Here is a 24,120-nt window from a genome sequence, read left to right as displayed (position 1 = left end):
GCGTGGGGCCTTTCGTTCTTGCGGGGTCGGTGCCCCGGCCACGGAATCGACTACCTTCGACCGCACCCGCGCCACTCCCCGGCCGTCAAACTCACCCAACCACCACCGGCCTCACAACCCGCCGTCGCGCTGCCGAACTCGGTGAACCGCTGGCAACTGGTTCTCCCCGAATGGGTCGGCGGGCATGGCCAGCGCTTTCGCCTCGCCAGACTCGATGACGAGGCGGTGGCCGCAAAACATAGTTCCCCAGCGGATCGGTGGTGACCGGTTCGAGCACATAGGAGCGCACCCCACCAAGACCCGTGAGCTGCCCAGCGCACACGTAGTCGATCCAGGAATCTCCTTGCACGGCAAGAAAAGTAGAACGGAAACCAACTTCTGTATCCACAATGGACATTACTGCCTCCTCGGTCTTCGGGCTTGCCGCCACTATGCCGGGAGGGACCGACAAAAACGGCTCGATCCACGGAAACGTTCACCGGATCGGTGGAAGGTTCGCGCTCAGGAAGCCAGGGCGTGGTACAGCTGGATATGAGAACGCGCCGCCGCACTCCATGTGTAGCGAGAAACGAGAGCCTCGCCCGCCGCTCGCCGGGCGGGATCCGGCCCCGCCAACGCCCGCGAAAGCTCCTGCGCCAGGCCCTGCGCATCCGAGCCGAAGCCCGCCACCCCACCGAACACCTCACGCAGCACCGGCAGATCTCGTGCCACCAAAGGAACTCCGGCCGCTACGGCCTCCATCGCGGCCAGCCCGAAACCTTCCTTCACCGACGGGAAGGCGAAGGCCCCGGCCGCCGCAACCAGGAAAGGAAGCTCGTCATGAGCCACGGCACCCAGCACCACCGGCGACACGCCCAGTTCGATCGCGCGCCGTTCCCATCGGGCACGGTAGTCGCGGTAGTCGAACAAGGTCTCCCCGCCGGCGATCACAAGGCGCACACCAGGTTCGTCCAGCAGAGCGAAGGCTTCGAGCAGGTCGAGCGAGCCCTTGCGCGGTTCGATCCCGCCCACCGAAAGGACATACCGGCCCAGGCGCTCGCGCCACCGCTGCCGCTGCCACCGGGCGGCCGGCGAAGCCGCCGCGGAGAATCGCGCAGCCTCCACCCCGTTGGGGATCACGGTGGCCGAGATTCCCCAGCCCTCGGCCAGTTCTTTCGCCACCGAGGCCGAAACGCACACGCGCGCGTGCGGCCGCACGATCGCCCGCTCGTGACAGGCGGCGAGCTCGGGGGTCGTGAAGTGGTCGATGTGGTGGACGGTCCGCACGCACCGGTCCACCGCGTTCGCGCTGATGCAGTCTTGGGCGTGCACGATGTCGTAGCCATCCGGTTCGAAAGCCGCACGCATCGTCTCGATGGAGCGCAGTATCCGCGGCCCCACGGCCTCGCCCTCGACTTCAGGGAAGGGCACGATCCGCACGCGCACCCGGAAGTCCACCGGCCGGAAGAACCCGCTGTCCCCGCCACGGCCGAGGGTCCAGACCGTGACGTCCTGTCCCTCTGCCGCGAGCGCCTCCGCGAGCGCGAGCGTGTGCACCACCCCACCGCGCGGTTTCGTCGAGTAGCTCAGGAGCGCGATCCTCATGCCTCATAGACCTCGGGCTTGCGCTCGTCGAGGTGCTTCAGCACGCGGCGGGCGGTCGAGATCTCCGCCTGCACGTCCAGTTCCGCGACGGCGATCCCCGCCTTGGCCCAGGTGCGCGCAAGGATGTCACCTCCAGGGCCGACGACCTTGGCCTGCCCGAGGAACCGCATCCCGCCCATCGCGCCGGTCTGGTTCGACGAAGCCAGCACAACCTGGTTCTCCGCGGCCCTGGCCTGGTCGTAGAGGTCGAACAGCCGCGACTGCCGATCCTGTGCCATCCGCGGCGCGCGGTTGGTGATGCTCGTCGGCCAGGCCGAGAGGCAAGCGAGCACCTCGGCCCCGTCGACCGCGAGGGTCCGGGCGGATTCGGGGAACGTCTTGTCGTAGTCGATGAGCATGCCGACACGGCCGACGGGAGTTTCGAACGCGGCGAACCGCTCGCCGGGCGCGTATGCCGCCGACTCCCCCGCCGGCTGGTGGACCTTGCGGTGCCGGCCCAGCACGCCGTCCCCTGTCACACACACCGCGGCGTTGTACCGCAAGTCGCCTTCGGCCTCGCAGAAGCCGAAGCACACCACCATCTCCGCGGCCATCGCGGCGACCTTCCCGACCTCGGGCCCCTCGGCATCGAGCGCGGGCGGCAGGGCGTCCGGATCGGGATGGCGGAGGTCGGCGAGGTAACCGCCCAGCGCCGCGTCCGGCAGGACCAGAAAGGACACCCCGGAGCTTCGCGCATGCTCGATCAAAGTGCCGATGCGCTGCAGGTCGAAGTCGAGGTCGCGGCCGAAATGCGCCGCCACCGCACCGATCCGGATGAGACCCATGGAACCTAGTATCTCGTCGCGGCGAGTTCTTCCTCGCCGCCACCCAGGCCCGGATATGCCTCCGGGCGCCGATCACGCAGATGCCCCATCGAACGCCGGGCCGTTTCCAGCGCGTGCGTCACGTCGAGTTCGGCCACCGCCAAACCCTCCGTGACCCCGGTGTCGGAAATGATCTCGCCACCCGGGTCGACCACCTTCGCGCTGGCCACGAACCGCAACGCGCCGAAGGTGCCGGACTGGTTCGCCGAGAGCCATACGATCTGGTTCTCCAGCGCCCTGGCCCGGTCGAACAGGTCGAACCGGCGCTTCCAGCGGTCCTCGGCGAGGTCGGCGGCCGGGTTCGTGCGGCTTCCCGGCCACGCCGAGATGCACACACCGATCTCGGCTCCGTCCAGCGCCAGAGTACGGGCGGACTCGGGAAACGCCTTGTCGTAGCAGATCATGGTGCCGAGGCGGCCGACCGGCGTGTCGAAGGCGGCGAAAGACTGGCCCGCGCCGTAACTCGCGTCCTCCGAGAGGGGCTGGTGCACCTTGCGGTGGTTGCCGAGCACACCGTCGCCATTGACACAGACCGCGCTGTTGTAAAGGCGATCACCGTCGTGCTCGCAGTACCCGGCGACGACGACCATGTCGCCGGCCAGCTTCGTCAGGCGTTTGATCTCGGCACCGTCGAGCGTCAAGGGTGGCGGGCCTTCGGCGCCACCACCGAGGTCGGCGAGATAGCCGCCGAGGCAAGCCTCGGGTAAGGCGAGCAGGCCGACACCCTGCGCGCGGGCCTGCTCGATGATCCCTTCGATCCGGGCGAAATCCCCGTCCAGATCCCGATCGAATGCGGCCGCGGCCGCGGCCATCCTCAAGGAGGTCATGCCCTTCCCAATCCCGTCACACCCCCGGTGAGTACTTCGGTTCTCTCCCCGTCCGGCCAGCGCAGCACGACGCCATGACCGGGCACCAACCGTCCACAGTCGACAGATACGGCCGGGCCGGCCGCGAGCGGGCCGGTACCCGGCTCGTCCGCGGTGAGCATCGCGAATCCCGGAAAGCAGGTGAGCCAATCGCCCACACTCGTCCCCGCAGGGCGGGGTACCCGAGCCAGGTCCAGCTCGGCACCGCAGCCACTGGCCTCCGCGAGCATGCCGAGGGTGCCGGCGACACCCGCCATCGACACGTCCTTGGCGGCGGCCGGGCGGGCTTGCCCGACCGAGGCCAGCATCGCGTGCAGCTCCGGTTTGCGTCGGGATGTCGTGGAATCCCATTGGCGCCCGGCATAGCCCGGGCGCCACCGGCCCCCGAGATCCGCGGTCAGGCGGACGGCATGGCCCGGCCGTCCCCCGCCTCCGGGCACCGGGTGCGACGTCTTCCCGAGCGCAGTGACCGACAGCGCGGCGGGAACGCCGAACTGTGTGTGGCCGCCGAGGACCGGCACCCCGTAGGCCTCGCTCGCCCGCCGCAGGCCCGCCAGTACTCGGCTCGCGAACGACCTGTCGCGGGCGCCGAGGGCGTCGAGCAGGCCGACCGGCTCCGCACCCATCGCGGCGAGATCGTTGACGTTGACCAGGACCGAGCACCAGCCGGCCCACTCGGGGTCACGTTCGACCATCGAGGGGAGGATCGCGTCGCAGGCCGCGACGAGGTCGCTGCCGGGCACCGGCACGCCGTCATCGCCGACGAAGCCGGGGGTGCCGGCCAGGCCGGTGAGCAATGACCCGAGGTCGCGCTTGGTCGCGTCCACAAGCGCCTGGATGCGGCCGATGTGCCACCGCATCAGGACGTGCGGTGTGCCGGCGACGGTGACCGGGCGGATCCGGTGCCAGCCCAGCCGGGCGAACATGGTTTCGTTGCGCACTTGGATGGTGGCCTCGAAACGCATGACACCGGCGTTCTCGGCGTAGGCGCACGCCGCGCGTACCAGGGCAGCGCCGACGCGGCCCGCGCTCGTCGCGGCTGTCGTCCGGGCCGTCCGGGCCGCTGGGAGAACCGGCGGCGCGACGGTGCGCCTTCGATGCGTGGGAGCGACAACCAGGCGGCCGCCGATCCACCAGCCGAGGTCGGGCTCGTCGACGGCCGGGTACAGGCGGACGCCGCCGATTACGGTGCCTTCGCGGTCGCGCGCCACGAGGATCACCGTGCGCGGGTCCTCATCGTGCTCGTCGAGGTCGTGGCCGGCGAACAGGCCCTGCTCCTCGACGAACACCCGGGTGCGCAACGTCCGGTACGCGGCGATCGCCGCGGCGGAGTCGGCTCGCTCGATCTGAAACGCCGGCTGACGCTCGACGCTCACACGGTCACCGAGGACGGCCAGTACGTCGCGCATGTCAGGCTCCCGCCGCGCTCAGCGCACCGCACGCGCCGCACGCCGCGCATCCCGCACCCTGGTCGGCGCCGGTCATCCCCGCGTCCCGGAGCAGCGCCGCCACACGCCGGGTGACGTCCCTGACCAACCCCGCGGACGGGGCCTTCGCGCCGTCTCGACGTGCGAGCGTGCCGAGCATCGGGCGCATCGGCACGACGAACGGATACACACCCCGTTCGATCAGCCTCCCGGCGCCGGCCACCAGCTCGTCCGGGTTCTCACCGAGGCCGATGAGCAGATAAGTCGACACCCGGTTGCGGCCGAACACACGCACCGCCGCGTCCCAGGCGGCCTCGTACTCACTCATCGGGACCGTCGACTTGCCCGGCATCCACCGACGGCGCACGTCGTCGTCCAGGGACTCGACGTGGATGCCGATCGACGTCGCACCCGCCTCGTGCAGCTCGGTGAGCACGGACAGGTCGCCCGGCGGTTCGATCTGCACCTGGATCGGCAAGCCCGGCACCGCCGCCAGTACCGCGCGCACGCAACGGACGAGATGCCGCGCGCCGCGGTCGGGGCCGGCGGTGGTGCCGGTGGTCATCACCATCTGCCGGACCCCGTCCAACCGCACTGCCGCTCCGGCGACCTCCGCGAGCTGCGCGGGCGTCTTCGCCGCGATGGTCGATCCGGCCCGCAACGACTCCTCGATCGTGCAGAACCGGCAACGCTGATCTTCCACATACCGGATACAGGTCTGCACGACCGTCGTCGCGAGCACATCACGGCCGTGCAGGAGCGCGATCTGCCGGTACGGCACACCGTCCGCGGTCTTCAGGTCGTAGAACCTGGGCCGCGCAACGGGTTCCACCGACAGACCGAGGTCGATCCCGCCGTTGTAGACACGACCTTCGCGGACCGTGTACGGGCTTTCCGGGTTGAGCGGCAGCGCCGCGTTGGCACCGTCGACGACCAGATGCCCGTCATCGCTCGGCCCGGCGCCCTTGTCCCGCCGGACGGGCGCATCCCAGCGCACGCCACGCACGGCGATGTCCACCCGGGCTGCGAAGGACGGCGAACCCTCGAGAACGCCGTGTTCCTCTTCGGTACCAACGCGCACTGCGGCTCCCCGGCTCATCAGAACATGTAGGTCGAGTTGATGATCGCGCCCTTGCGGGCGTAGTGGATCAGGGCGTCCTGCACGTCGAGCGGATGCGCCGGGATGACGCCCTCGATCAGGTCCTCTTCGCGCGCGCCGTGCAGCGACAGGCCGAACCTGCAGCAGTAGACCTTTCCGCCCTCGGCCATGAACGTCTTGAGCTGGTCGTTGATGTTCATCTCGCCGGGGAACGCCGCGTTACCCGTGGTCGGGAACCCCCGGGTGGCGAGGCAGTTCAGCGAACCGGGGCCGTAGAAGTAGATCGCGGTCTCGAATCCCTTGCGCAGCGCGCGGGTCGCCTGCAGGATCGCCACGAAGCTCACCGACGACTCGTGCGCGATCCCGTGGACCAGCGTGAAGTACGATTCGCCGTTCTCCGCCTGGTAATCCGGGAAGATCTTGGTCCCGCCGTACAATGTGGACCCCTCCGGCAAGGCCGGGTGCGGGATCTCCTCGAGACTCTTCTGCTCCAGGTCGGTCAACTCGGGCATGCCAGCTCCTTCGATTTCCGTTCTTCCGTGGGTTCAGCCGTAGAGTTTTTCGAAGTTCTCCCGGAACACCATTCCGGAGAGCTCACCGTCCGCGGTGGCCGCCCGCATCCGGGCGTACTCCCCTTCCCGGTCGCCCCAGGGCTCGTCGCTGGCGAACAGGATCCGGTCGTGGCCGATGCCACGCCGCGATACCTCCTCCGCCAGCCACCGGGGTGCGAACCCGATGGCCCACGACAAGTCCGTGTAGACCCGCTTTCCCGCCTCGATCCAGTCGAAGAACCGGGACCCGGCGAGCTTGATGTGACCGCTCATACCGCCACCGAAATGCACCAGATGCACGGCGACCTGATCGCCGTACCATTCGACGAGATTGCCGACCTCGTCGATGTCCGAGGCCGCGCCCGGCGAGGTGTGCACGTGCACGACGAGTTCACGCTCGCGCGCGACCGAGAAGATCCGGTCCAGCACGGGGCGGCAGGCGGGGTCGTTGGCGCGGCCACCGAGAAGGAAGCTCAGTTTCAGCGCCCTCACGCCCGGTTCCCCGGCGAGCGCGAGCGCACGTTCGGTGCGCTGCTGATCGGTCGGCAGCGGCGAAACCCACAGCGCGGCGCGGATCCGGTCGTCGGTCTGGGCGGCTTCGACACACAACTCGTTGAAGCCGAAGGCGACCCCGGGGCCCGGCACCCCGTAGTTGGGGATCACCAGCGCGCGTTCGGTCCCTTCGGCGTCGAGATCCGCGACCAGTTCCGCGATCGTCGCGCGGGCCTTGATATCGGGGTTGATCGCGGGCCCGCCGTAGAAGGGGTACGCCGGCAACACGCCGAGGTGGCGGTGCGCGTCGAATACCATGGAAATCCCTTCGGACATCAAGCTCAGGCGACGGTCCGGGGCGCGACCCAGTCGTCGTTCTCGTAACCGCCCCGCGGGGCTCCCGCCAGCCAGCGCACCTCGTGACTCTTGCCGCCCCGGTACACCAGGTCGATGCGGTTGGCCAGGAACTCGGCGTCCGCCGCGACCCCGCAGAAACGGCCCGAGCCCCAGGTGTACTGCCAGGGCAGCCCGAGGAAATACAGCCCCTCGCAACTGGTCACGCCGCGATCGTGCGTCGGGTAGCCGCGACCGTCGAAGATGGGCACGTCGATCCATCGGTGGTCCCGGCCGAAACCGGTGCTCCAGACGACCGACGTGATGCCACTGTCCGAAAGCGACAGCGCGGTCGGCTCCTGATCCGGCTCCCATACGGGGACGTAACAGTCCTCCGTGGGCGCCATGATCCCGGCGACCGCGATGTAGTGGTCGATCGAGTTCTTGATGCCCTCGGACACCGCGTCCGCTCCGTCGAGGTTCTTGCGCAGATCCTGCTGGAACCGGAACGAACCGGAGCGGAAACCGGAAAGCCTGCCGTACAACCACATTCCCTCGCGGGCGAACGCTCGCAGGTCGATGTCGTGCCCGCCGTCGCGGCCGGTCACATAATGATTCGCCCTGAAGCGAACCGCGTCGGCGTCCGCGAACTCGTCGATACCTCGCCGGTAGTAGCCCATATCGTCGAGCCAGGCCACGACATCCCGACCGCGGTACCGGCGCGCGACCCGCGGCGCGCTGCCGACCGCCAGGTGCACGCGCCGGCCGGCCAGGTGCAGGTCCTCCGCGATCTGGCAGCCCGACTGCCCGGTGCCGACCACCATCACCGCACCCGGCGGCAGCTGCGCCGGGTTCCGGTACTGGGAGGAATGCAGCTGCGTCAGCGATTCGGGCAGGCGCTCGGCGATCCGCGGGATCAGTGGCACCTGGTACGGCCCGGTCGCGAGCACAACCTGGTCCGCGGTCAGGTCCCCGCGGGTGGTACGCACCAGGAACCCGTGCGGGGTCAGGCGCAGCCGCGTCGCCTCGACTCCTTCGACCACCGGGAGATCGAACGACTTCGCGTACTCCTCGATATAGGACACGATCTCGCCGCGCCTCATGAACCCGTCGGGATCGCCGCCGCGGTAGGGAAAACCGGGTAGCTGGCACTGCCAGTTCGGGGTGACCAGGCAGAAGGTGTCCCACCGGCGGTCACGCCATTCGTGCCCGATCTCGTCCCGCTCCAGAACCAGATGGTCGATACCGCGGGCCCGCAGGCCGTGGCTCATCGAAAGCCCGGCCTGGCCGCCTCCGATCACGAGCACGCAGTGATGGCGGCCATCGAGTGGATGAGACACCGAACGCCCTCCTCGCGGGGTACTGTCGTGATGGCGACCAGTACAGCCAGGAGTTATTTCCGATCGGTTTCATCCGGAACAACCGCGTGTTACCGATCCGGCCAAAGTAGGCAGGCCCCGAACAGCACGCAACCGTTGCTACGCAAGCCGGACAGCCGTGATTGGCAACGACCAGCGCAGTACCGTCCGGCCGAAAGCGGACACGGCCCCCGACCGACGTACACGTGGACACCCGTCGCCGCCGGACTGGTAACGAACGGCGCAGGACCGCCCGGCCGAAGGCGAAGGGGCGCGGCCCCCGGCAGAACGCGCACGTGGACACCCGACGCTGCCACCGGACTGGCAACAAACGGCACAGCACCTTCCGGCCAAAAGCGGGCACGGTCCCCAGGCGACGCACACGCGGACACCCGCGGCTGCCATCAGCCCAGTAACCAACAGCACAGCACCGATCCGGCCGAAAGGATCAGCCGGCGCGCGGCCTACCTTGAGCCGGTAGCCGTGGCCGCCCGTCGGACCGGCAACCACCGGCACCGCACGCGGAGCGGCGTGTTGTCACCGTTGGAGTATCTGGGAAAGGGCTTGCGCCAAGGCGTTCGCGTGGCCTTCGGTGAGCGCCGGGCCGCGCCAGGCGATGTAGCCGTCGGGCCGCACGAGCAGGCAGCCCTCTTCGTCGAGGCCGGGCACCCGGCCCCAGTCACCGTAGGCGTCGCGGGCGCCGTCCGCGCCGATGCGGACGCACCGGATCCCGGCGCGAGCCGCCGCGGTCTGCCACTGGCCGCCCGCCAAACCGGTGACCACCGTGAACCCGCCCTTGCCGACGAGATCTAATGTGGACACTCGTGCTCCGTGCGCGCCCACCAGCCACACATGCGGCAAACTTCGCCCCGGGCCGGGTACTCGGCTGGTGGAACAGTTCGGGATCGCGCGACCAGTCCTCCGCGGGGCTGCCGTCGTCCAGCACGGCCGCCGATCGGTAACGCTGGTTGAGCTCCACGCCGTGCGCGTTGAACTCGTAGTTCTTGAGCTGGATCGCCTCGTCGAGCGCCTGCCGCCGCTTCGCACCTTCGGCGTCCTCCGCGCGGCACGCGGCCAACCCGGCGACGATCCCCTCGTCGTCGCTGCCGCCCGCGATACCCAGCGCTTCGAAAATGGGGCCGAACTGGTCACGGCTCAGGTTCGCGCGGTCCACGATCTGCTGACCCACCGGCGCCCGTTCGGCGGTGTAGGTGTCCAGCAGCCCGGGTCCGGCCTCGCCGCGGATGACCATCGCGAGCTTCCAGGCCAGGTTGTAGGAGTCCTGGATCGATGTGTTGGAGCCGAGCCCGTTCGACGGCGGGTGCCGGTGCACCGCGTCCCCCGCGCAGAACACCCGGCCCGCCGAATACTCGGTCGCGTAGCTGTGGTTGACCGTCCACAAGGAAGTGGACGTGATCTCGACGTCGACCGACGGGTCACCGATCAGATCGTGCACGATCTCCCTGGCGCCCGCGCCGTCGACATCGGGTGGCTGCTGCTCGATGTCGTATCCCCAGGTCAGCAGCCATTCGTGCCATGGGCGAACCATGCGCACCAGGCCCATCCCGATCCCGCCGAGATGCGCACCGGGCCGCATCACCCAGTACAGGACGCTCGGCCGGTGCGCGACGTACTCCGACAGGTCGGCCTTGAAGACGATGTTCATGCTGCCGGCCTTGCCGCTCTGCCCGGCGATCGGCAGGCCCACCTGCTCCGCGACCAGGCTGCGCCCGCCGTCAGCGCCGATCAGGTACCGGGCGCGGACGGAGTACTCGTCACCGCGCACCCGGTCGGACAGCCGCGCCGTGACCCCGTCTTGGTCCTGGTCCAATGATAGGAACTCGGTGTCGAACCGGACCTTCGCGCCGCGGGCGGCGGCACGCGAGACGAGGATCGGTTCGAGATACGTCTGCGGCAGGTCGATCATCCCGCACGGGCTCGCCGAGGCGTACTCGCTCAGCGACGCCGGCCCGGTGCCCCAGGTGCGGATCCGCCCGATCTCCTCGCCCGTGAGCGACGTGCACAGGACCGTGTCGCCCATCAACTCCTGCGGCGTGCCCGCGTCGAGCGCCTCCTGCTCGACGCCGAGGTCGCGCAGCACCTCGAGCGTGCGCTGGTTGGTGATATGCGCGCGCGGCGTGTTCGCGACCCAGCCGTACTTGCTGACCAGCAGCGTCCGCACGCCGTACGTGGCAAGCAGCAGCGCGGCCGAGCCACCGGCGGGACCGCTGCCGACGACCAGGACATCGGTGTCGTAGGTCATCTCTGCTCCGGTGCGATCTTGAAGGTGAAGTCGAGCCGCCGCCATTCGGCGTCGATCGAGCGGCCGTCGGGCGTGGGTCCGTGCTGGGGCACGAAATCGACGATCAGGTCGTCCTTGACGCCGAACACCGCGTCGCCCAGCCCCGCGCTCGTATCGAGATAAGCCCCGCCGCGCACGAACAACTGGGTGATCAGCTGCGTGTACCCGGGCTTGGCGAGCATGAAATGCAGATGCGGGGCCCGCCACGGATGCCGCCCGGTGGCCGCGAGCATCTGGCCGACCGGTCCGTCGTCGGGGATCGGGTACTCGCTCGGCAGGATCGTCCAGAACCGCAGCCGGCCTTCGGCGTCGGTGTGGAACCGGGCTCGCAGGACGGGGCCGTTCAGGTCGGGCAACTGGACGTCGTAGAAGCCGTCCTCATTGGACTGCCACACGTCGACCATGGTGTCCGGTACGGGTTTCCCGCCGGTGTCGGTGACGAGCACGTCGACCCACAGCGGGGTGCCCGGCAGGCCGGCGGCGATGTCCGTGCCGTGCTCGGCTGCGGGCGGGCCCTCGACGTAGAACGGGCCGAGCACCGCCGAGGCCGTGGTGCCCGGCGTGCGCGAGTTCGTGAGGACGTCGACCGCGCTGGACACGCCGAGCACGTCCGAAAGCAGCACGAACTCCTGGCGGGTGTCCGTCGTGATCTGCCCGGCGCGCGTGAGGAACTCGATGGCGTACTGCCATTCCGGCTGGGCGACGTCGTTCTTCGTGACGTAGTGGTGCAGATGCCGGACGAGATCGGTGAGCAGCTGCTTGACGCGCGGATCGGGCGCGCCGTCGAAGCTCGTGACGACCTGCGCGGTCAGCCAGCTCAGGTCCGGAACAGCACGACCTCCGCCGGGACGGTCGCCGCGCCACGCCGCGCGCAGGAGTTCCTCGATGCCGTCGCGGGTGAGCTCGCGCGGGTTCGGGTACGGCTTCGCGATCGCCAGTTCCGCGGCCTTTGCGATATCCGCTTCGGCAAGGCCGAGCTCGCGAAGCGAAGTCGGCCCGCCCGCCTTCGCGACGAGATCGAAGACGCCGCTGGGCGCATCGGTCGCGCCGAGCGCTTCGGCGATTCGCGCCATCACCGCGGGAGCGGCAGGCGCGTTGTAGGCCATGGCATGCGGGAGCACGACGGTGTGGGTCTCGGCGTGGGGAAGGTCGAATGATCCGCCCAGGGTGTGGCACAGCTTGTGGTGCAGGCTCATCCCGACGCCGGCGAGGCACAGTCCGCCGAGCCAGGCCGCTTCCAGCAAGTCGGCCCGTGCCTCCACATTGGACGGATCAGCGCCGAGAACCGGGAGCGAGCGCGCGACCTTTCTGATCGCCTCCAGCGCCATCCCGTCCACGACGGCGTTCGCCTGCGGCGAGTACAGCGCCTCGACCGCGTGGGCCATCGCGTTGACCGAGCTGGTCACCGAAACGGGCACCGGCAGGTGGCGGCTCAGCGCAACGTCGTAGATGACGGTCTCGGGCCGGATTTCGTCCGATGATCTGGTGATTTTCTCGCCGCCCGACTTCTCGCCGAGGACGGGCGTGACCTCGGAACCGGCGTAGGTCGTCGGGAGGATCACCTGCGGGAGGCCCGTGCGCACCGCGAGCGCCTTCGACAGGCCGGTGACCGAACCGCCGCCGACGGCCACGAGACAGTCGGCACCCTTGGCCCGCTCGAGCGCACGCTCGGTGACCTCGACCGGCGTATGCATCACGGCACCGCCGAACTCGGTGACCAGCAGCGGCCCGAGCGCGGTACGCACCGGCCCGGCATCGGCCGACCGGCTGGTCAGCAGCAGGACCCGGGTGCCGCCGAGCCGCTCGACCTCGTCGCGCACCTGCGCCGCTGGCCCGAACACCACCCGCGACGGATGCGCCGAGTACACGAAGTTCCGCATCGCCTTCACTCCTTTGTGCTCTTGCCGAGTATCGGGCGACCGGTGGCACGGTCGCCTGCACGATCCCAGCGTCCTTCTGCACGAAAGACGCATCAACCCGGCAGGAGCACGGGAGTCCAGGACGTCGTCAACGTCCTCTGCGGTACGCGGCGGGCGTGGTACCGAGCCGCGCGCGCATGACGCGGGTCAGGTGCTCCTGATGCGAAAACCCGCACCGCACGGCGATTTCCCGGATACCGAGGCTGCTGGTGCGCAGCAGGCGGCAGGCCTGCTCGACACGCAGGCGCATCAGGTGGCGGTGCGGGGTCTCGCCGGTCGCGGCCTTGAAGCGGCGGGTGAACTGGCTGACGCTCAGCGACACGGCGGCGGCGAGATCGGCCAGCGGGATCGGCTCGGCCATCCGTGCGGTCATCAAGTCATTGGCTTCGGCAAGCTGCCGCTCCGACAGCCACGCGGCCTTCTCGCGGACCCGCTCCCGGCCGAAATGGTGCGCGAGGTGCGCCGCGAACAGCCCGGTGAGATGGTCGACGTACGTGCGCGCGGACGGTTCCCACCGCCGGATCACGCCGTCGAGGGCGAGCATCAGTTGCTCGACGAGCGGGTCCGCGACGCCCATCTCCTCGTTCAGCTCGACCGGCAGCACGGTGTCCGACAAGTACGCGTGCACGGTGTCGAGCGGCCCGCCCAGCTCGACCGTCAGGTCGCGCCCGGCCGGATGCATGAACAGCCCGCCCGCCGGGATCCGGCGGACGAGATCGCGGCCTCGGCGCACCGTGACCGGTCCGCCGAGATGCAGGATGACGAGGTGCGTGCCGGCCGCGTCGAAGCTCGCGCGGTACGGCGTCTCGGACTGCGTGGACACGTACAGATCCGGCCAGCCGAGGCCCGCGCTGGACCTGTCGGGACTGATCCAGGGCAGCCGCAGGATGCCGTTCGTATCGGCCAGCCCGAGCTCGGCCACGCTCGACCTCCTCTGCTTCGAGGTCCTTCGAGTGTAGTCAGGCTCCGCCCGAAACCAGCCAGGCGCCGACGTCGTGGGGGGCCTGACCGGAGTCGGGCGAGGGTGCCGGGCGAGGGGACCGCGGCGCGGCTCTGAACTCCTCCGCTATTCGTTCTCGGTCCCGGTCTTCGAAATTGACGCTGCCGTTCATCCGCCCCGGACGCTGACGCCGGTGGTTGCGCTCGATGGCGTAGCCAAGCAGGGCGAGTGCGGCGATGAAGATGATCAGGTTCGTCATGGCAACTATTTTTCGCCCCATCACTTCCTGCCAACAGTGGCAGGTCTGACGATATGCGATAAGATCCAGCCATGCTGAACACCGTCGCCGCGGTGCTGGTCGACGAACTGGCGCCGTTCGAGTTCGGGGTGATCTGCGAGGTCTTCGGGATCGACCGGACCGACGACGGCGTGCCGAAGTTCGAGTTCCGTGTGTGCGGCGAGCGTCCTGGCCGGCCGCTCGCCACCACGATCCCCGGCGTCCAGATGACCCCGGCGCACGGGCTCGACGGGCTCGCGGGCGCCGACCTGGTCGCCATCCCCGCCGCCGCGGTGCGTGCGCAGTACCCGCCCGCCGTCCTCGAAGCGCTCCGCGAAGCGGCCGGCCGCGGCGCCACCCTGCTTTCCGTGTGCAGCGGCGCGTTCCTGCTTGGCGCCACCGGCCTGCTCGACGGCCGCCGCTGCACCACGCACTGGCACCACATCGCCGACTTCCAGGCCCGCTTCCCCGAAGCGAAGGTCGATCCGGACGTGCTGTTCGTCGACGAGGGTGACCTGATCACCAGCGCGGGCACGGCCGCCGGCATCGACGCCTGCCTGCACCTGGTCCGGCGCGAACTCGGGTCCGCGATCGCGACCGCGATCGCGCGTCGGATGGTCGTGCCGCCCCAGCGTGACGGCGGGCAGCGCCAGTTCGTCGAACTGCCGATCCCGGAGTGCACCGGCGACAGCCTGCAGCCGATCCTCGCGTGGCTACTGGAAAATCTCGCCCAGGAGCACACGGTCGCGACGCTGGCTCGCCGGGCGCAGATGTCCGAGCGCACGTTCGCCCGCAGGTTCGTCGCGGAGACCGGGACAACGCCGCACAAGTGGCTGTCCACCCAGCGCGTGCTGCGCGCCCGGGCCCTGCTCGAGGACACGCGGCTGAGCATCGAGGAGATCGCCCGCGAGTCCGGGTTCGGCACCGCGGCACTGCTCAGACACCATTTTCACCGGATGGTCGGCGTATCACCACACGATTACCGGCGGACATTCGCGCCGGCCTGACCGATCCGACCGAAAGCAGGCGGACACGGTCCGCAGCCGATCTGCTGGGAGCTACCCGTTTCCGCCGTGACTGCCGTCGGATTGGTCACGAACGGCACTGTCAGCCATGCTGGCGGCCGTGGCTTATGACGTGGACGCGGTACGCAAGCACTTCCCCGCGCTCGAAGAGGGCGCCGCACATTTCGACGGTCCTGGCGGATCGCAGGTCCCCGACGCCGTCGGCGAGGCCGTCGCCGCGACGCTCGTGTCGGCGATCTCCAACCGTGGCACGGTAACCGCCGCGGAGCGCCGCGCCGAAGAGATCGTCCGTCAAGCCCGGCAGGCGGCGGCCGATCTCGTCGGCGGCCAGCCTGGCGGCATCGTGTTCGGCCGCAGCATGACGCAGCTGACGTACGACCTCTCCCGCGCACTGGCCAAGACGTGGTCGCCGGGCGACGAGGTCGTCGTGACGCGCCTCGATCACGACGCGAACATCCGCCCGTGGGTGCAGAGCGGCGCCAATGTGCGGTGGGCCGACTTCGATCCGGCCACGGGCGAGTTGCCCGTCGAGGCTGTCACCGATCTGCTCACCGACCGGACACGGCTCGTCGCGGTGACAGCCGCATCGAACCTGCTGGGTACCCGCCCGGATCTGCCCGCGATCGCGGCGAAAGTCCACGAGGCCGGTGCACTGTGCTATGTGGACGGTGTGCATCTCACCCCGCACACCCCGGTCGATGTCGCGGCACTCGGCGCGGACTTCTTCGGCTGCTCGCCGTACAAGTTCCTCGGCCCCCATCTGGGTTTCGTCGCCGCCTCCCCCTCCCTGCTCGAGACCCTGCATCCGGACAAGCTCGCCCCGTCGACCGACGCCGTCCCCGAACGATTCGAGCTGGGCACGCTGCCGTACGAACTGCTGGCCGGCGCCACGGCCGCCATCGACTTCCTCGCGGGCCTCGTCCCGGGCGGCGGGACGCGACGCGCCCGCCTGCTCGACTCGATGCGAGCGCTGGAGGAGTACGAGGAGAGCATGCTGCGCCTGCTCGACGACGGGCTCGCCGCGATCCCCGGTGTCACCCGCTACGGCTCCCCCACTCGCCGCCGCGCGCCGACCGTGCTGTTCTCCGTCGACGGCGTCCCGTCGGCCGACGTCTACCGTGGCCTCGCGGAACGCGGAGTCAACGCGCCGGCCGGCAGCTTCTACGCGCTCGAATGCTCCCGGCACCTGGGCCTCGGAGATACCGGCGCGGTCCGCGCGGGCATCGCCCCGTACACCAGCGCCGACGACGTGAATCGCCTGCTCGACGCGGTCTCTGCCGTGCGAGACGCATAGTCGGACGAGACCGACTGTGCACATCGCACGGTGACGGTCGGGGGGCCCGAGGTTACGGTGTGCGGAACACTCCCCCGGATAAGGAGGTCGGCATGGCCTCAACTGTCGGTGTCGACGACTACGCCCTCACCAGGGTGCCCCGGAGCGCCCGCTACTCCTGGTGGTCGGTCGCCGTCCAGCGGTTCGGCCAGGTATCCGCGCTGTCCCAGTTCCTGCTCGGCGCCACCGTCGGCTTCGGGATGAGCTTCTGGCCGGCATTCCTCGCGTTCACCCTCGGCGCGGTGATCCTCGAACTCATCATGATCCTGGTCGGGGTGATGGGCATGCGCGAGGGCCTGTCCACCTCGATGCTCGCCCGCTGGACCGGGTTCGGCCGCGGCGGCTCGGCCCTGATCGGGCTCGCGATCGGGATCAGCCTGATCGGCTGGTTCGGTATCCAGTCCGCGGTTTCCGCGCAGGGCCTGGTCCAGCTCATCGGCGTGCTGCCGGAATGGGCCTGGGCACTGGTGTTCGGCCTGATCGTGACCGCGATCGTGATGCGTGGCTTCCACTCCATGGCGTGGACCGCGTACCTGACGGTGCCGGCCTTCCTGGTCCTCGTCGGCTGGTCGATCATTTCCGAACTGTCCAAACACGACGTCGGCGCCCTCGCGTCGTCGGCACCGCCCGGGCCGGGCCTGACCTTGTTGCAGGGCACCACACTCGTCGCGGGCGGCTTCATCGTGGGGGCGGTGATCACCCCGGACATGACCCGCTTCAACCGGACCGCGGGCGACGTCGCGAAGCAGACGATCGTCGGCGTCACCATCGGCGAGTACGTGATCGGCATGGCCGGGGTCCTGCTGGCGCATGCGGTCAGGACGTCGGAGATCACCACGATCGTCACGTCCTCGGTCGGGTGGGTCGGCATCCTCGTGGTCATCGCGGGCACCATCAAGATCAACGACTGGAACCTCTACTCCGCCGGGCTCGGCGTGGTGAACTTCGTCGGCACCGTCTCGGGCAAGCGCCTCAACCGGGCGGTGGTGACCGGCGTGCTCGGTCTCGCCGGAAGCGTCCTCGCGGCGGCCGGGATCCTGGACGCGTTCACCGACTTCCTCACCGTGCTGGGCGTCGCGTTCCCGCCGATCGCCGGGATCATGGTCGCCGAGTACTTCGTGGTGAAGCGCTGGCGCGGCAACCTGGAAACGGCCCGCGCCGGAGTGCCGGACGACGCGCCGAACTGGGTACCGGCCACGATCGTCGTGTGGCTCGCGGCCGCGCTCGTCGGCAAGTTCGTCGAATGGGGACTGCCCAGTATCAACTCGCTCGTCGTCGGCTTCGTGCTCTACGTGGTCGCCGGGAAGCTCGGCCTGGTGCGCGGCGTCGGGATGAGCCGCACCGCCGACACCGAACCGGCAACTGCCCTGTAAGGAGAATCCCTGTGCGCATCGGTATCGACGTCGGCGGCACCAACACCGACGCGGTCCTGCTCGACGGCCGGGAGGTCCTGGCGGAGATCAAGACCAGCACCACCGAGGACGTCACTTCGGGCATCGTCGCCGCGATCGACGGTCTGCAACGGCAGCGGGCCTTCGACCCGGCCGCGGTGCGGGCGGTGATGATCGGCACCACGCATTTCATCAACGCGCTGGTGGAGGCGCACCGCCTGGCACCGACCGCGGCCGTGCGGCTCAGCCTCCCCGCGGGCGCGTCGCTGCCGCCGATGGTGGACTGGCCGCAACGGCTCGTCGACGCGATCGCCGGGCGCAGCTACCTCGCGCACGGGGGCCACGAGTTCGACGGCAGGCACATCTCCGAGCTGAACGCCGACGAGCTGCGCAGGGCCGCCGAGGACATGGGGAACGCCGGGGTGCGCAGCGTCGCGATCACCTCCGTGTTCTCCCCCGTCAACGCCGAGTTCGAGGCGCAGGCCGCGGAGATCATCAGCGCCGAACTGCCGGACGTGGCGATCTCGCTGTCGCACGAGATCGGCCGGATCGGTTTGCTGGAACGGGAAAACGCGACCGTCATCAACGCGGCACTGCGCGAGCTGGCCGCGCATATCGTGGACGGGCTGGCCGCGTCGGTCGGCGGCGCCGGTATCACCGCGCCGCTGTATCTGAGCCAGAACGACGGCACGCTGATGGATGTCGACTTCGCCCGCCGCTACCCGGTGGCGACCTTCGCGTCCGGGCCGACGAACTCGATGCGTGGCGCCGCCGTCCTGTCCGGTTTAGACACTTGCGCGGTGGTCGATGTCGGGGGTACCACGAGCGACGTCGGGGTGCTGCGCCAAGGGTTCCCGCGCGAGGCGACGACGGACGTGAGCGTCGCGGGGATCCGCACGAACTTCCGGATGCCCGATGTGCTCTCGATCGGGATCGGCGGCGGCAGCCGCGTGCGCCCGGACCGGGTCGGGCCCGACTCGGTCGGGTACGAGCTGACCTCGAAAGCGCTGGTGTTCGGCGGTGACACGCTCACCGCCACCGACATCGCGGTCGCCGCAGGCCGCGCCGAGATCGGTGACCCGGGTCTGGTCGCGCATCTCGACCGCGAGCTCGTGCAGGCCGCGCTCGAGCGGGTCGCGGGCGCCGTGTCCGATGTGGTCGAGAGGATGCGGACCTCGGCCGAACCGCTCCCCGTGGTGGCAGTCGGCGGCGGGTCGATCCTGTTGCCGGACAAGCTTTCCGGCGCGGGCGAGGTGCACCGGCCCGACCACTACGCGGTGGCGAACGCGATCGGCGCCGCGATCGCGCAGATCGGCGGCGAGGTCGACCGGGTGTACGCGATCGAACCCGGTCGCCGGGACACGGTGGTCGACGAGGCCAAGCAGGAAGCGGTGGACCGTGCCGTCGCCGCCGGGGCGAGTCCGTCCAGTGTGGACATCGTGGACTTCGACGAGGTCCCGATCCCGTACCTGCCCGGCAACGCGACCCGAATCCGGGTCAAGGCGGTCGGTGACCTCCAGCTGGGGCCCGCGTGATGAGGGCAGTGACGAACGGCGATCTGGACGATCTGGCGCGGGGGGCGGCCATCCTCGGCACCGGTGGCGGCGGCGACCCGTACATCGGGCGGCTCCTGGCGGCCTCGGCCGTACGCGAGCACGGACCGGTTCCTCTGGTAGCGCTGGACGAGCTACCCGACGAGGCGGTGGTCCTGCCCGTCGCGATGCTGGGCGCGCCGACGGTGATGGTGGAGAAACTGCCCTCGGCCGAGCAGATCGGGCTCGCCGCACGCTCGCTCGCCGGGTACCTCGGCAAGGAGCTCACCCATATCGCCTGCGCGGAAGCGGGCGGGGTCAACTCGCTCGTTCCCGCCGTGGCGGCCGCGCAGCTGGGCCTGCCGCTCGTGGACGCCGACGGGATGGGCCGCGCGTTCCCCGAGTTGCAGATGGTGCTGCCGACCCTGTACGGCATCCGCGCGACCCCGATGGCCTATGCGGACGAGAAGGGGAACCGCGGGATCCTGGACACAGTGGACAATCACTGGGCGGAACGGCTGGTTCGCTCGGCCGCGATCGACATGGGCTGCTCGGCGGCGATCAGCACGTTCGCGATGTCCGGCGCGCAGGCGCGCGAGTCGATGGTGCCCGGCACCCTGAGCCTGTGCGCGGAACTGGGCAAGCTGGTCCGCGAAACGAGATCGGTGCGCGCGGTGGCCGAGCGGCTGCGCGGGCGGACGCTGTTCACCGGCAAGGTGATCGACGTCGCCCGCCGGACGGTCACGGGATTCGCGCGCGGGGAGGCGCGGCTGTCCGGTTTGGACACCGATTCCGGCAGCGAGCTGGTGCTGCGCTTCCAGAACGAGCACCTGGTCGCCGCGCGTGACGGTAGCACGCTGGCTTCGGTGCCGGACCTGATCTGCGTGCTGCACACGGAGACCAGTGAGGCGGTGACCACTGAGACCCTGCGGTTCGGCCAGCGCGTCACGGTGATCGCGGCGCCCGCCGACCCGCGCTGGCATACCGAGGCCGGGATCGAGCTGGCCGGGCCGCGGTACTTCGGCTACGACATCGACCCGGTGGGGGTTTCCGCTTGAGCTGGCAGCTGACCGAGGACCATCTCGAAGATCTCGCGCGTGGCGCGGCGGTGCTGGGCACCGGCGGCGGTGGCGACCCGTACGTCGGGCGGCTTCTGGTGCGGCAGGCGATCCGCGAGCACGGCCCGGTGACCGTACTGGACCCCGATGAGGTCGACGACGACGCGCTGGTGATCCCGACCGCGCAGATGGGCGCGCCGACCGTCGTGTTCGAAAAGCTGCCCAGCGGGCGCGAGCCCGAAACAGCGCTGGCGGCGCTGGAAAAGCATCTCGGCGTGCGGGCAAGCGCCACGATGCCGATCGAATGCGGTGGGATCAACTCGATGATCCCGCTCGTCGTCGGTGCGCGGACCGGGTTGCCCGTCGTCGACGCGGACGGGATGGGCCGGGCGTTTCCCGAGCTGCAGATGGAAACCTTCGGCGTGTACGGGGTGCCGGGCTCGCCGATGGCGGTCGCCGGCGAGGGCGGTGAGGTCACCGTGATCGACACCGGTACGGACAACCGGCGTATGGAGTGGATCGCGCGCGGGGTGACGATCCGCCTCGGCGGGGTCGCGCATATCGCGGAGTACTCGATGAGCGGTGCGGACGTGAAACGCACGGCGATCCCGCGGACGCTGAGCCTCGCGCTGAGGGTGGGCCGGGCAATCCGCGAGGGCCGGGGCACGGACCCGATCGCATGCCTGGCGGAGGCCCTGAGAGAGACGCTGTACCGCGATCTGCGCGTGCTCTTCCGCGGCAAGATCGCGGACGTGGAACGCCGGACCGAAGCGGGGTTCGCGCGGGGCCGCGCGGCCGCGCTGTCCTTCGACGGGGAGCACAAGCTGGAGCTGGAGTTCCAGAACGAGAACCTGGTGGCCCGGGTCGACGGCGAGGTGCGCTGCCTGGTGCCGGATCTGATCTGCGTGCTGGAAGCGGAAACGGCGGAGCCGATCACGACCGAGACCCTGCGCTACGGCCAGCGGGTGACGGTCGTCGGCATCTCGACCCCGCGGCTCATGCGCACCTCCGAGGCGCTCGCGACGTTCGGGCCCGCGGCTTTCGGGCTACCACATGAATTCCGGCCCGTCGAGGATATCGTCCCCGCGGCGGCTCAAGGCTGAACGCCGGCGTTCTACCCCGTGGTGCGCGCGAGGAAGGTGCCGACCGCAGACCAGAAAGCGCCTTCTTCGATGAAGGGGTAGTGGCCGCTGCGCTCGAAGAAGATCAGCTCGCTTCGGCGGATGCCGGTGGCGAGCTGGTTCGAACACGACGGCGGGAACTGCGGGTCATGCCGCCCGCACAGGATCAGCACCGCCGCATCGAGTTCGGCCAGGCGCGGGCCGAACTCGAGCTTCCTGGCGATCCGGTGCCAGTCTGCCCGGCCCCGCGGCGCGCACAGCCAGTCGGTGGCGGATACCGGTGCTGGGTGCGCCAGCGCCTTGTCGCAGTAGGACTCGCGCTCGATGAGGTTGTTCAGGATCCGTTCGGTCGCCAGCCGCGGCACGAGCAGGTGCAGGCTGCCCAGCATCGCCAGGCGCGCGAAATGCGGGTGCGTGCGGTTCCACAACGCCCCGGGCGCGTGCCGGTAGCCACCGCTGCCCGTGCCGATCAGCACCATCCGCCGGATCCGGGCCGGCCGGTCCAGGGCGTAGTCCAGCAGCGCCAGCCCGCCCATACTGTGACCGAGCGCGTCGACCCGCTCCGGAGCACCCGCCGCCGCGAGCGCCTCGTCGGCGCAGCCGCGCATTTCCGCCATGCCCAACCGGGCGGGCCGGGTCGAGGCGCCCGACCCTGGCGGGTCGAAGGTGACCACGGCGCGGCCAAGCCCGGTCAGACCCGCGATCAGCGCGTCCGCGGTGCGCAGTCCCGGCCGCTGGAAGCGATGCGGGCCAGGCATGAGCAGCACCGGCTCGCCGGTGCCGATGACGTACACGGCGAGACCGTCCCGCATCACGGTGGGCGTCGGCATATCGGCCGCGAGGATTGCCCGGCGTCGCATTAGAGCCACCGGTCGAACCAGGCCCGCATGCGGTGCAGCAGATCGATCTGATGAGCACGCTCGCGGATCGCGTGGTTTTCCCGGGGATAGAGGACATACTCGTGCTCGACGCCGTGGTGGCGCAGCGCGCGGTGCAGGAATTCGGCTTGGGAGACCGGAACGTTCGTGTCGGCCGCGCCGTGCGCGATCAGCACCGGAGTCCGGATCCTCGACGCGTAGCTGATCGGGCTCACCCTGTCGTGCTGGTGCGGGCCCGGCCCTTCCCAGCCGGTACTGCCGGCGAGCGCCGCCTCCGCCGCGCCGAACTGCCCGGTCGCGGCGAGCATTCCCCAGTCACTGATCCCCGCGCCGACCAGCGCCGCCTTGAACGTCGTCGTCTGCCCGACCGCCCACGCCGCCACGAACCCGCCATGGCTCCACCCGCCGATGCCGAGCCGGCCGGGATCGGCTAACCCTTCGGCGACGAGCAAATCGATGCCCGCGACGATATCGGTCCACTCATCGAGACCGACCGCGCCGGCGACGGTCGCCGCGAACTCGTGGCCGTGGCCCTGCCCGCCCCTAGGGTTCGGCAGGAAGACGGCGTACCCCGCGGTCGCGAGCCACTGACCAGAGGGATACCAGGCGAGCTGCAAGCAATCGGCGTACCGCCCGTACGGGCCGCCATGCACGAGGGTGACCAGCGGGAACGGACCGTCCACACGCGACTTGCCCGCTGGCAGGATCAGCAGACCGTCGAGCGCGAGCCCGTCGGAAGCCCGGTACCACAAGCGTTCCTGGACGCCCCACCGGATCTCGCGCAGTTCCGGCCTGGTGTCGGAAAGCCGTTTCAGCGGCCCGCCCTTCGGACCCGCGTACACCTCCGGCGGCTCATACGCCGTGCTGATCACGGCGGCGACCAGGTTCTCGCCCGCGGTCACCGACCCGGCGAGACCGCGCACTTCGAGGTCCCCGATCCACGTATCCAGACCGCGCGCGTACACCGTCAGGTCCGGCAGTATCTCGACCGGGCACCGCGGCTCGCCGGCGGTCAGATTCCGGTGTTCGGCACCCTCTCCCGGGACGAGGCCGAACACCGCATCCCCGCCGACGAGACCCGGGGGCGTCTTCCCGAGATAGGCAAGCTCCGGCCCTCGCCAGGTGAGCGACGACGCCTCCGCGGTCGCCGGGCCCAGATTCGTGACCGCACCGTCCTCGACCAGATGTACCTCGGGCTCGTACGAACCAGGATCGATCTCGGGCTTGGACCAGGTCAACACGGCGAGCGGGCCGCCGCCGGGCCGTTGGGCCACTTCGACGACATGCCGGTCACCGAAGTCCCCGAGCGGGGCCAGACCGCCTTCGCGCAGGTCGTAGAGCCACAGCCGGTCCCGCTCCGCCTCGCTCCACACTCGCACATCACTGTCTTCGCGCTCAGGCGCGATGACGGCGATCAACGCCGGATCGGCCAGCGGCAGGTAGTCGTGGATCCCCGGCCGCGACCGCGTCACCTGCTCGGCCTCGCCGGTGAGCGCGATCCGGTGCAGTTGCCCGCCCGAAAGAAAGCAGACCGAATCCTGCGCCCATCGAGGCACTGTCGCCCCGCCGGCCAGCTTTCGTGGCGGCGCGCTCCGGTCCACCGGGACGACCATGAGGTCCTCGCCCAGCAGGTACGCGACCCACCCGCCGTCCGGAGACAGCGCGAGTCCGGTGGGCGCGGGTGCGGTCACGAGTTCCGCGGTGAGCGCTTCGTTGGTCACCGGTCCACTATGCCAGCGTGCGGGGCCAGACGATGGATTAGGCGTCGTCG

The 24,120-nt window shown here is 69.9% G+C and carries 20 protein-coding genes and 1 pseudogene; 6 read left to right on the top strand and 15 right to left on the bottom strand.

The genetic code is table 11. From position 1 onward, the window contains the following. Positions 1-501: 501 nt before the first annotated feature. The 13 genes and pseudogenes from FG385_RS01810 to FG385_RS01755 all read right to left on the bottom strand — a co-directional run bounded on the left by FG385_RS01810 (position 502) and on the right by FG385_RS01755 (position 13,993). The gene (locus FG385_RS01810; RefSeq protein WP_139094781.1) at positions 502-1,584 is read right to left on the bottom strand and encodes an MSMEG_0565 family glycosyltransferase; all 1,083 of its coding nucleotides are present in this window, start codon (positions 1,582-1,584) and stop codon (positions 502-504) included. Next, on the bottom strand, positions 1,581-2,408 hold the full coding sequence (locus FG385_RS01805) for a carbon-nitrogen hydrolase family protein (RefSeq protein ID WP_139094780.1): 828 nt from the start codon (positions 2,406-2,408) through the stop codon (positions 1,581-1,583). The genes FG385_RS01810 and FG385_RS01805 overlap by 4 nt, the downstream gene beginning before the upstream one ends. 5 nt (positions 2,409-2,413) lie before the next feature. Next, positions 2,414-3,274 carry a carbon-nitrogen hydrolase family protein gene (locus FG385_RS01800; RefSeq protein ID WP_139094779.1) on the bottom strand — a complete coding sequence of 287 codons (861 nt, stop codon included), beginning with the start codon at positions 3,272-3,274 and terminating at the stop codon, positions 2,414-2,416. Continuing rightward, a complete protein-coding gene (locus FG385_RS01795; RefSeq protein WP_139094778.1) occupies positions 3,271-4,722 on the bottom strand; it encodes an MSMEG_0567/sll0787 family protein in 1,452 nt (483 codons plus the stop codon). The genes FG385_RS01800 and FG385_RS01795 overlap by 4 nt, the downstream gene beginning before the upstream one ends. Position 4,723: 1 nt before the next feature. Further along, positions 4,724-5,821 carry an MSMEG_0568 family radical SAM protein gene (locus tag FG385_RS01790; protein ID WP_235022322.1) on the bottom strand — a complete coding sequence of 366 codons (1,098 nt, stop codon included), beginning with the start codon at positions 5,819-5,821 and terminating at the stop codon, positions 4,724-4,726. 17 nt (positions 5,822-5,838) lie between these two features. Beyond that, a complete protein-coding gene (locus FG385_RS01785; protein WP_139094776.1) occupies positions 5,839-6,351 on the bottom strand; it encodes an MSMEG_0572/Sll0783 family nitrogen starvation response protein in 513 nt (170 codons plus the stop codon). Between the two features lie 33 nt (positions 6,352-6,384). Continuing rightward, positions 6,385-7,200 (bottom strand): amidohydrolase family protein, encoded by an 816-nt coding sequence (locus tag FG385_RS01780; RefSeq protein WP_139094775.1) that lies wholly within the window; start codon positions 7,198-7,200, stop codon positions 6,385-6,387. Positions 7,201-7,223: 23 nt separating this feature from the next. Next, complete coding sequence (locus FG385_RS01775; protein ID WP_139094774.1) at positions 7,224-8,555, bottom strand: MSMEG_0569 family flavin-dependent oxidoreductase; 1,332 nt, start codon at positions 8,553-8,555, stop codon at positions 7,224-7,226. 555 nt (positions 8,556-9,110) lie between these two features. After that, positions 9,111-9,395: an aromatic-ring hydroxylase C-terminal domain-containing protein gene (locus tag FG385_RS35790; RefSeq protein WP_327436809.1), complete on the bottom strand. Its 285-nt coding sequence runs from the start codon at positions 9,393-9,395 to the stop codon at positions 9,111-9,113. Positions 9,396-9,795: 400 nt separating this feature from the next. After that, positions 9,796-10,836: pseudogene (locus tag FG385_RS35785) on the bottom strand (FAD-dependent oxidoreductase); the annotation flags it as partial. Beyond that, positions 10,833-12,755, bottom strand: a complete 1,923-nt coding sequence (locus tag FG385_RS01765; protein WP_139094773.1) for a maleylacetate reductase and hydroxyquinol 1,2-dioxygenase domain-containing protein — start codon at positions 12,753-12,755, stop codon at positions 10,833-10,835. The pseudogene FG385_RS35785 and the gene FG385_RS01765, both read right to left, overlap by 4 nt. Positions 12,756-12,882: 127 nt before the next feature. Then, the gene (locus tag FG385_RS01760; RefSeq protein WP_139094772.1) at positions 12,883-13,716 is read right to left on the bottom strand and encodes an AraC family transcriptional regulator; all 834 of its coding nucleotides are present in this window, start codon (positions 13,714-13,716) and stop codon (positions 12,883-12,885) included. Positions 13,717-13,753: 37 nt separating this feature from the next. Continuing rightward, entirely contained in the window at positions 13,754-13,993 is a 240-nt protein-coding gene (locus FG385_RS01755; RefSeq protein ID WP_139094771.1) for a hypothetical protein, read from the bottom strand. A gap of 71 nt (positions 13,994-14,064) precedes the next feature. On the opposite strand from FG385_RS01755, the gene FG385_RS01750 reads away from it, so the two are divergent. The 6 genes from FG385_RS01750 (at position 14,065) to FG385_RS01725 (ending at position 21,453) form a co-directional block, all read left to right on the top strand. Then, the gene (locus tag FG385_RS01750; protein ID WP_139094770.1) at positions 14,065-15,018 is read left to right on the top strand and encodes a helix-turn-helix domain-containing protein; all 954 of its coding nucleotides are present in this window, start codon (positions 14,065-14,067) and stop codon (positions 15,016-15,018) included. 118 nt (positions 15,019-15,136) lie between these two features. Then, positions 15,137-16,330 carry a cysteine desulfurase-like protein gene (locus tag FG385_RS01745; RefSeq protein ID WP_139094769.1) on the top strand — a complete coding sequence of 398 codons (1,194 nt, stop codon included), beginning with the start codon at positions 15,137-15,139 and terminating at the stop codon, positions 16,328-16,330. Between the two features lie 92 nt (positions 16,331-16,422). Further along, a complete protein-coding gene (locus FG385_RS01740) occupies positions 16,423-17,742 on the top strand; it encodes a purine-cytosine permease family protein (protein WP_139094768.1) in 1,320 nt (439 codons plus the stop codon). Positions 17,743-17,753: 11 nt separating this feature from the next. After that, on the top strand, positions 17,754-19,295 hold the full coding sequence (locus FG385_RS01735; RefSeq protein WP_139094767.1) for a hydantoinase/oxoprolinase N-terminal domain-containing protein: 1,542 nt from the start codon (positions 17,754-17,756) through the stop codon (positions 19,293-19,295). Beyond that, positions 19,295-20,350: a DUF917 domain-containing protein gene (locus FG385_RS01730; RefSeq protein WP_139094854.1), complete on the top strand. Its 1,056-nt coding sequence runs from the start codon at positions 19,295-19,297 to the stop codon at positions 20,348-20,350. The genes FG385_RS01735 and FG385_RS01730 overlap by 1 nt, the downstream gene beginning before the upstream one ends. Further along, positions 20,347-21,453 carry a DUF917 domain-containing protein gene (locus tag FG385_RS01725; protein ID WP_139094766.1) on the top strand — a complete coding sequence of 369 codons (1,107 nt, stop codon included), beginning with the start codon at positions 20,347-20,349 and terminating at the stop codon, positions 21,451-21,453. Before FG385_RS01730 ends, FG385_RS01725 begins: the two co-directional genes overlap by 4 nt. 11 nt (positions 21,454-21,464) lie before the next feature. On the opposite strand, the gene FG385_RS01720 is transcribed toward FG385_RS01725, so the two are convergent. Further along, positions 21,465-22,331: an alpha/beta fold hydrolase gene (locus FG385_RS01720; protein ID WP_139094765.1), complete on the bottom strand. Its 867-nt coding sequence runs from the start codon at positions 22,329-22,331 to the stop codon at positions 21,465-21,467. Beyond that, the gene (locus tag FG385_RS01715; RefSeq protein WP_139094764.1) at positions 22,331-24,070 is read right to left on the bottom strand and encodes an alpha/beta hydrolase family protein; all 1,740 of its coding nucleotides are present in this window, start codon (positions 24,068-24,070) and stop codon (positions 22,331-22,333) included. The genes FG385_RS01720 and FG385_RS01715 overlap by 1 nt, the downstream gene beginning before the upstream one ends. Positions 24,071-24,120 lie beyond the last annotated feature (50 nt).

The sequence above is a fragment of the Amycolatopsis alkalitolerans genome, assembly GCF_006152065.1.
Classification (GTDB): Bacteria; Actinomycetota; Actinomycetes; order Mycobacteriales; family Pseudonocardiaceae; genus Amycolatopsis_E; species Amycolatopsis_E alkalitolerans.
Note: the sequence above shows the minus strand (reverse complement) of the source record. Positions and strands in the feature narration are given on the sequence as shown.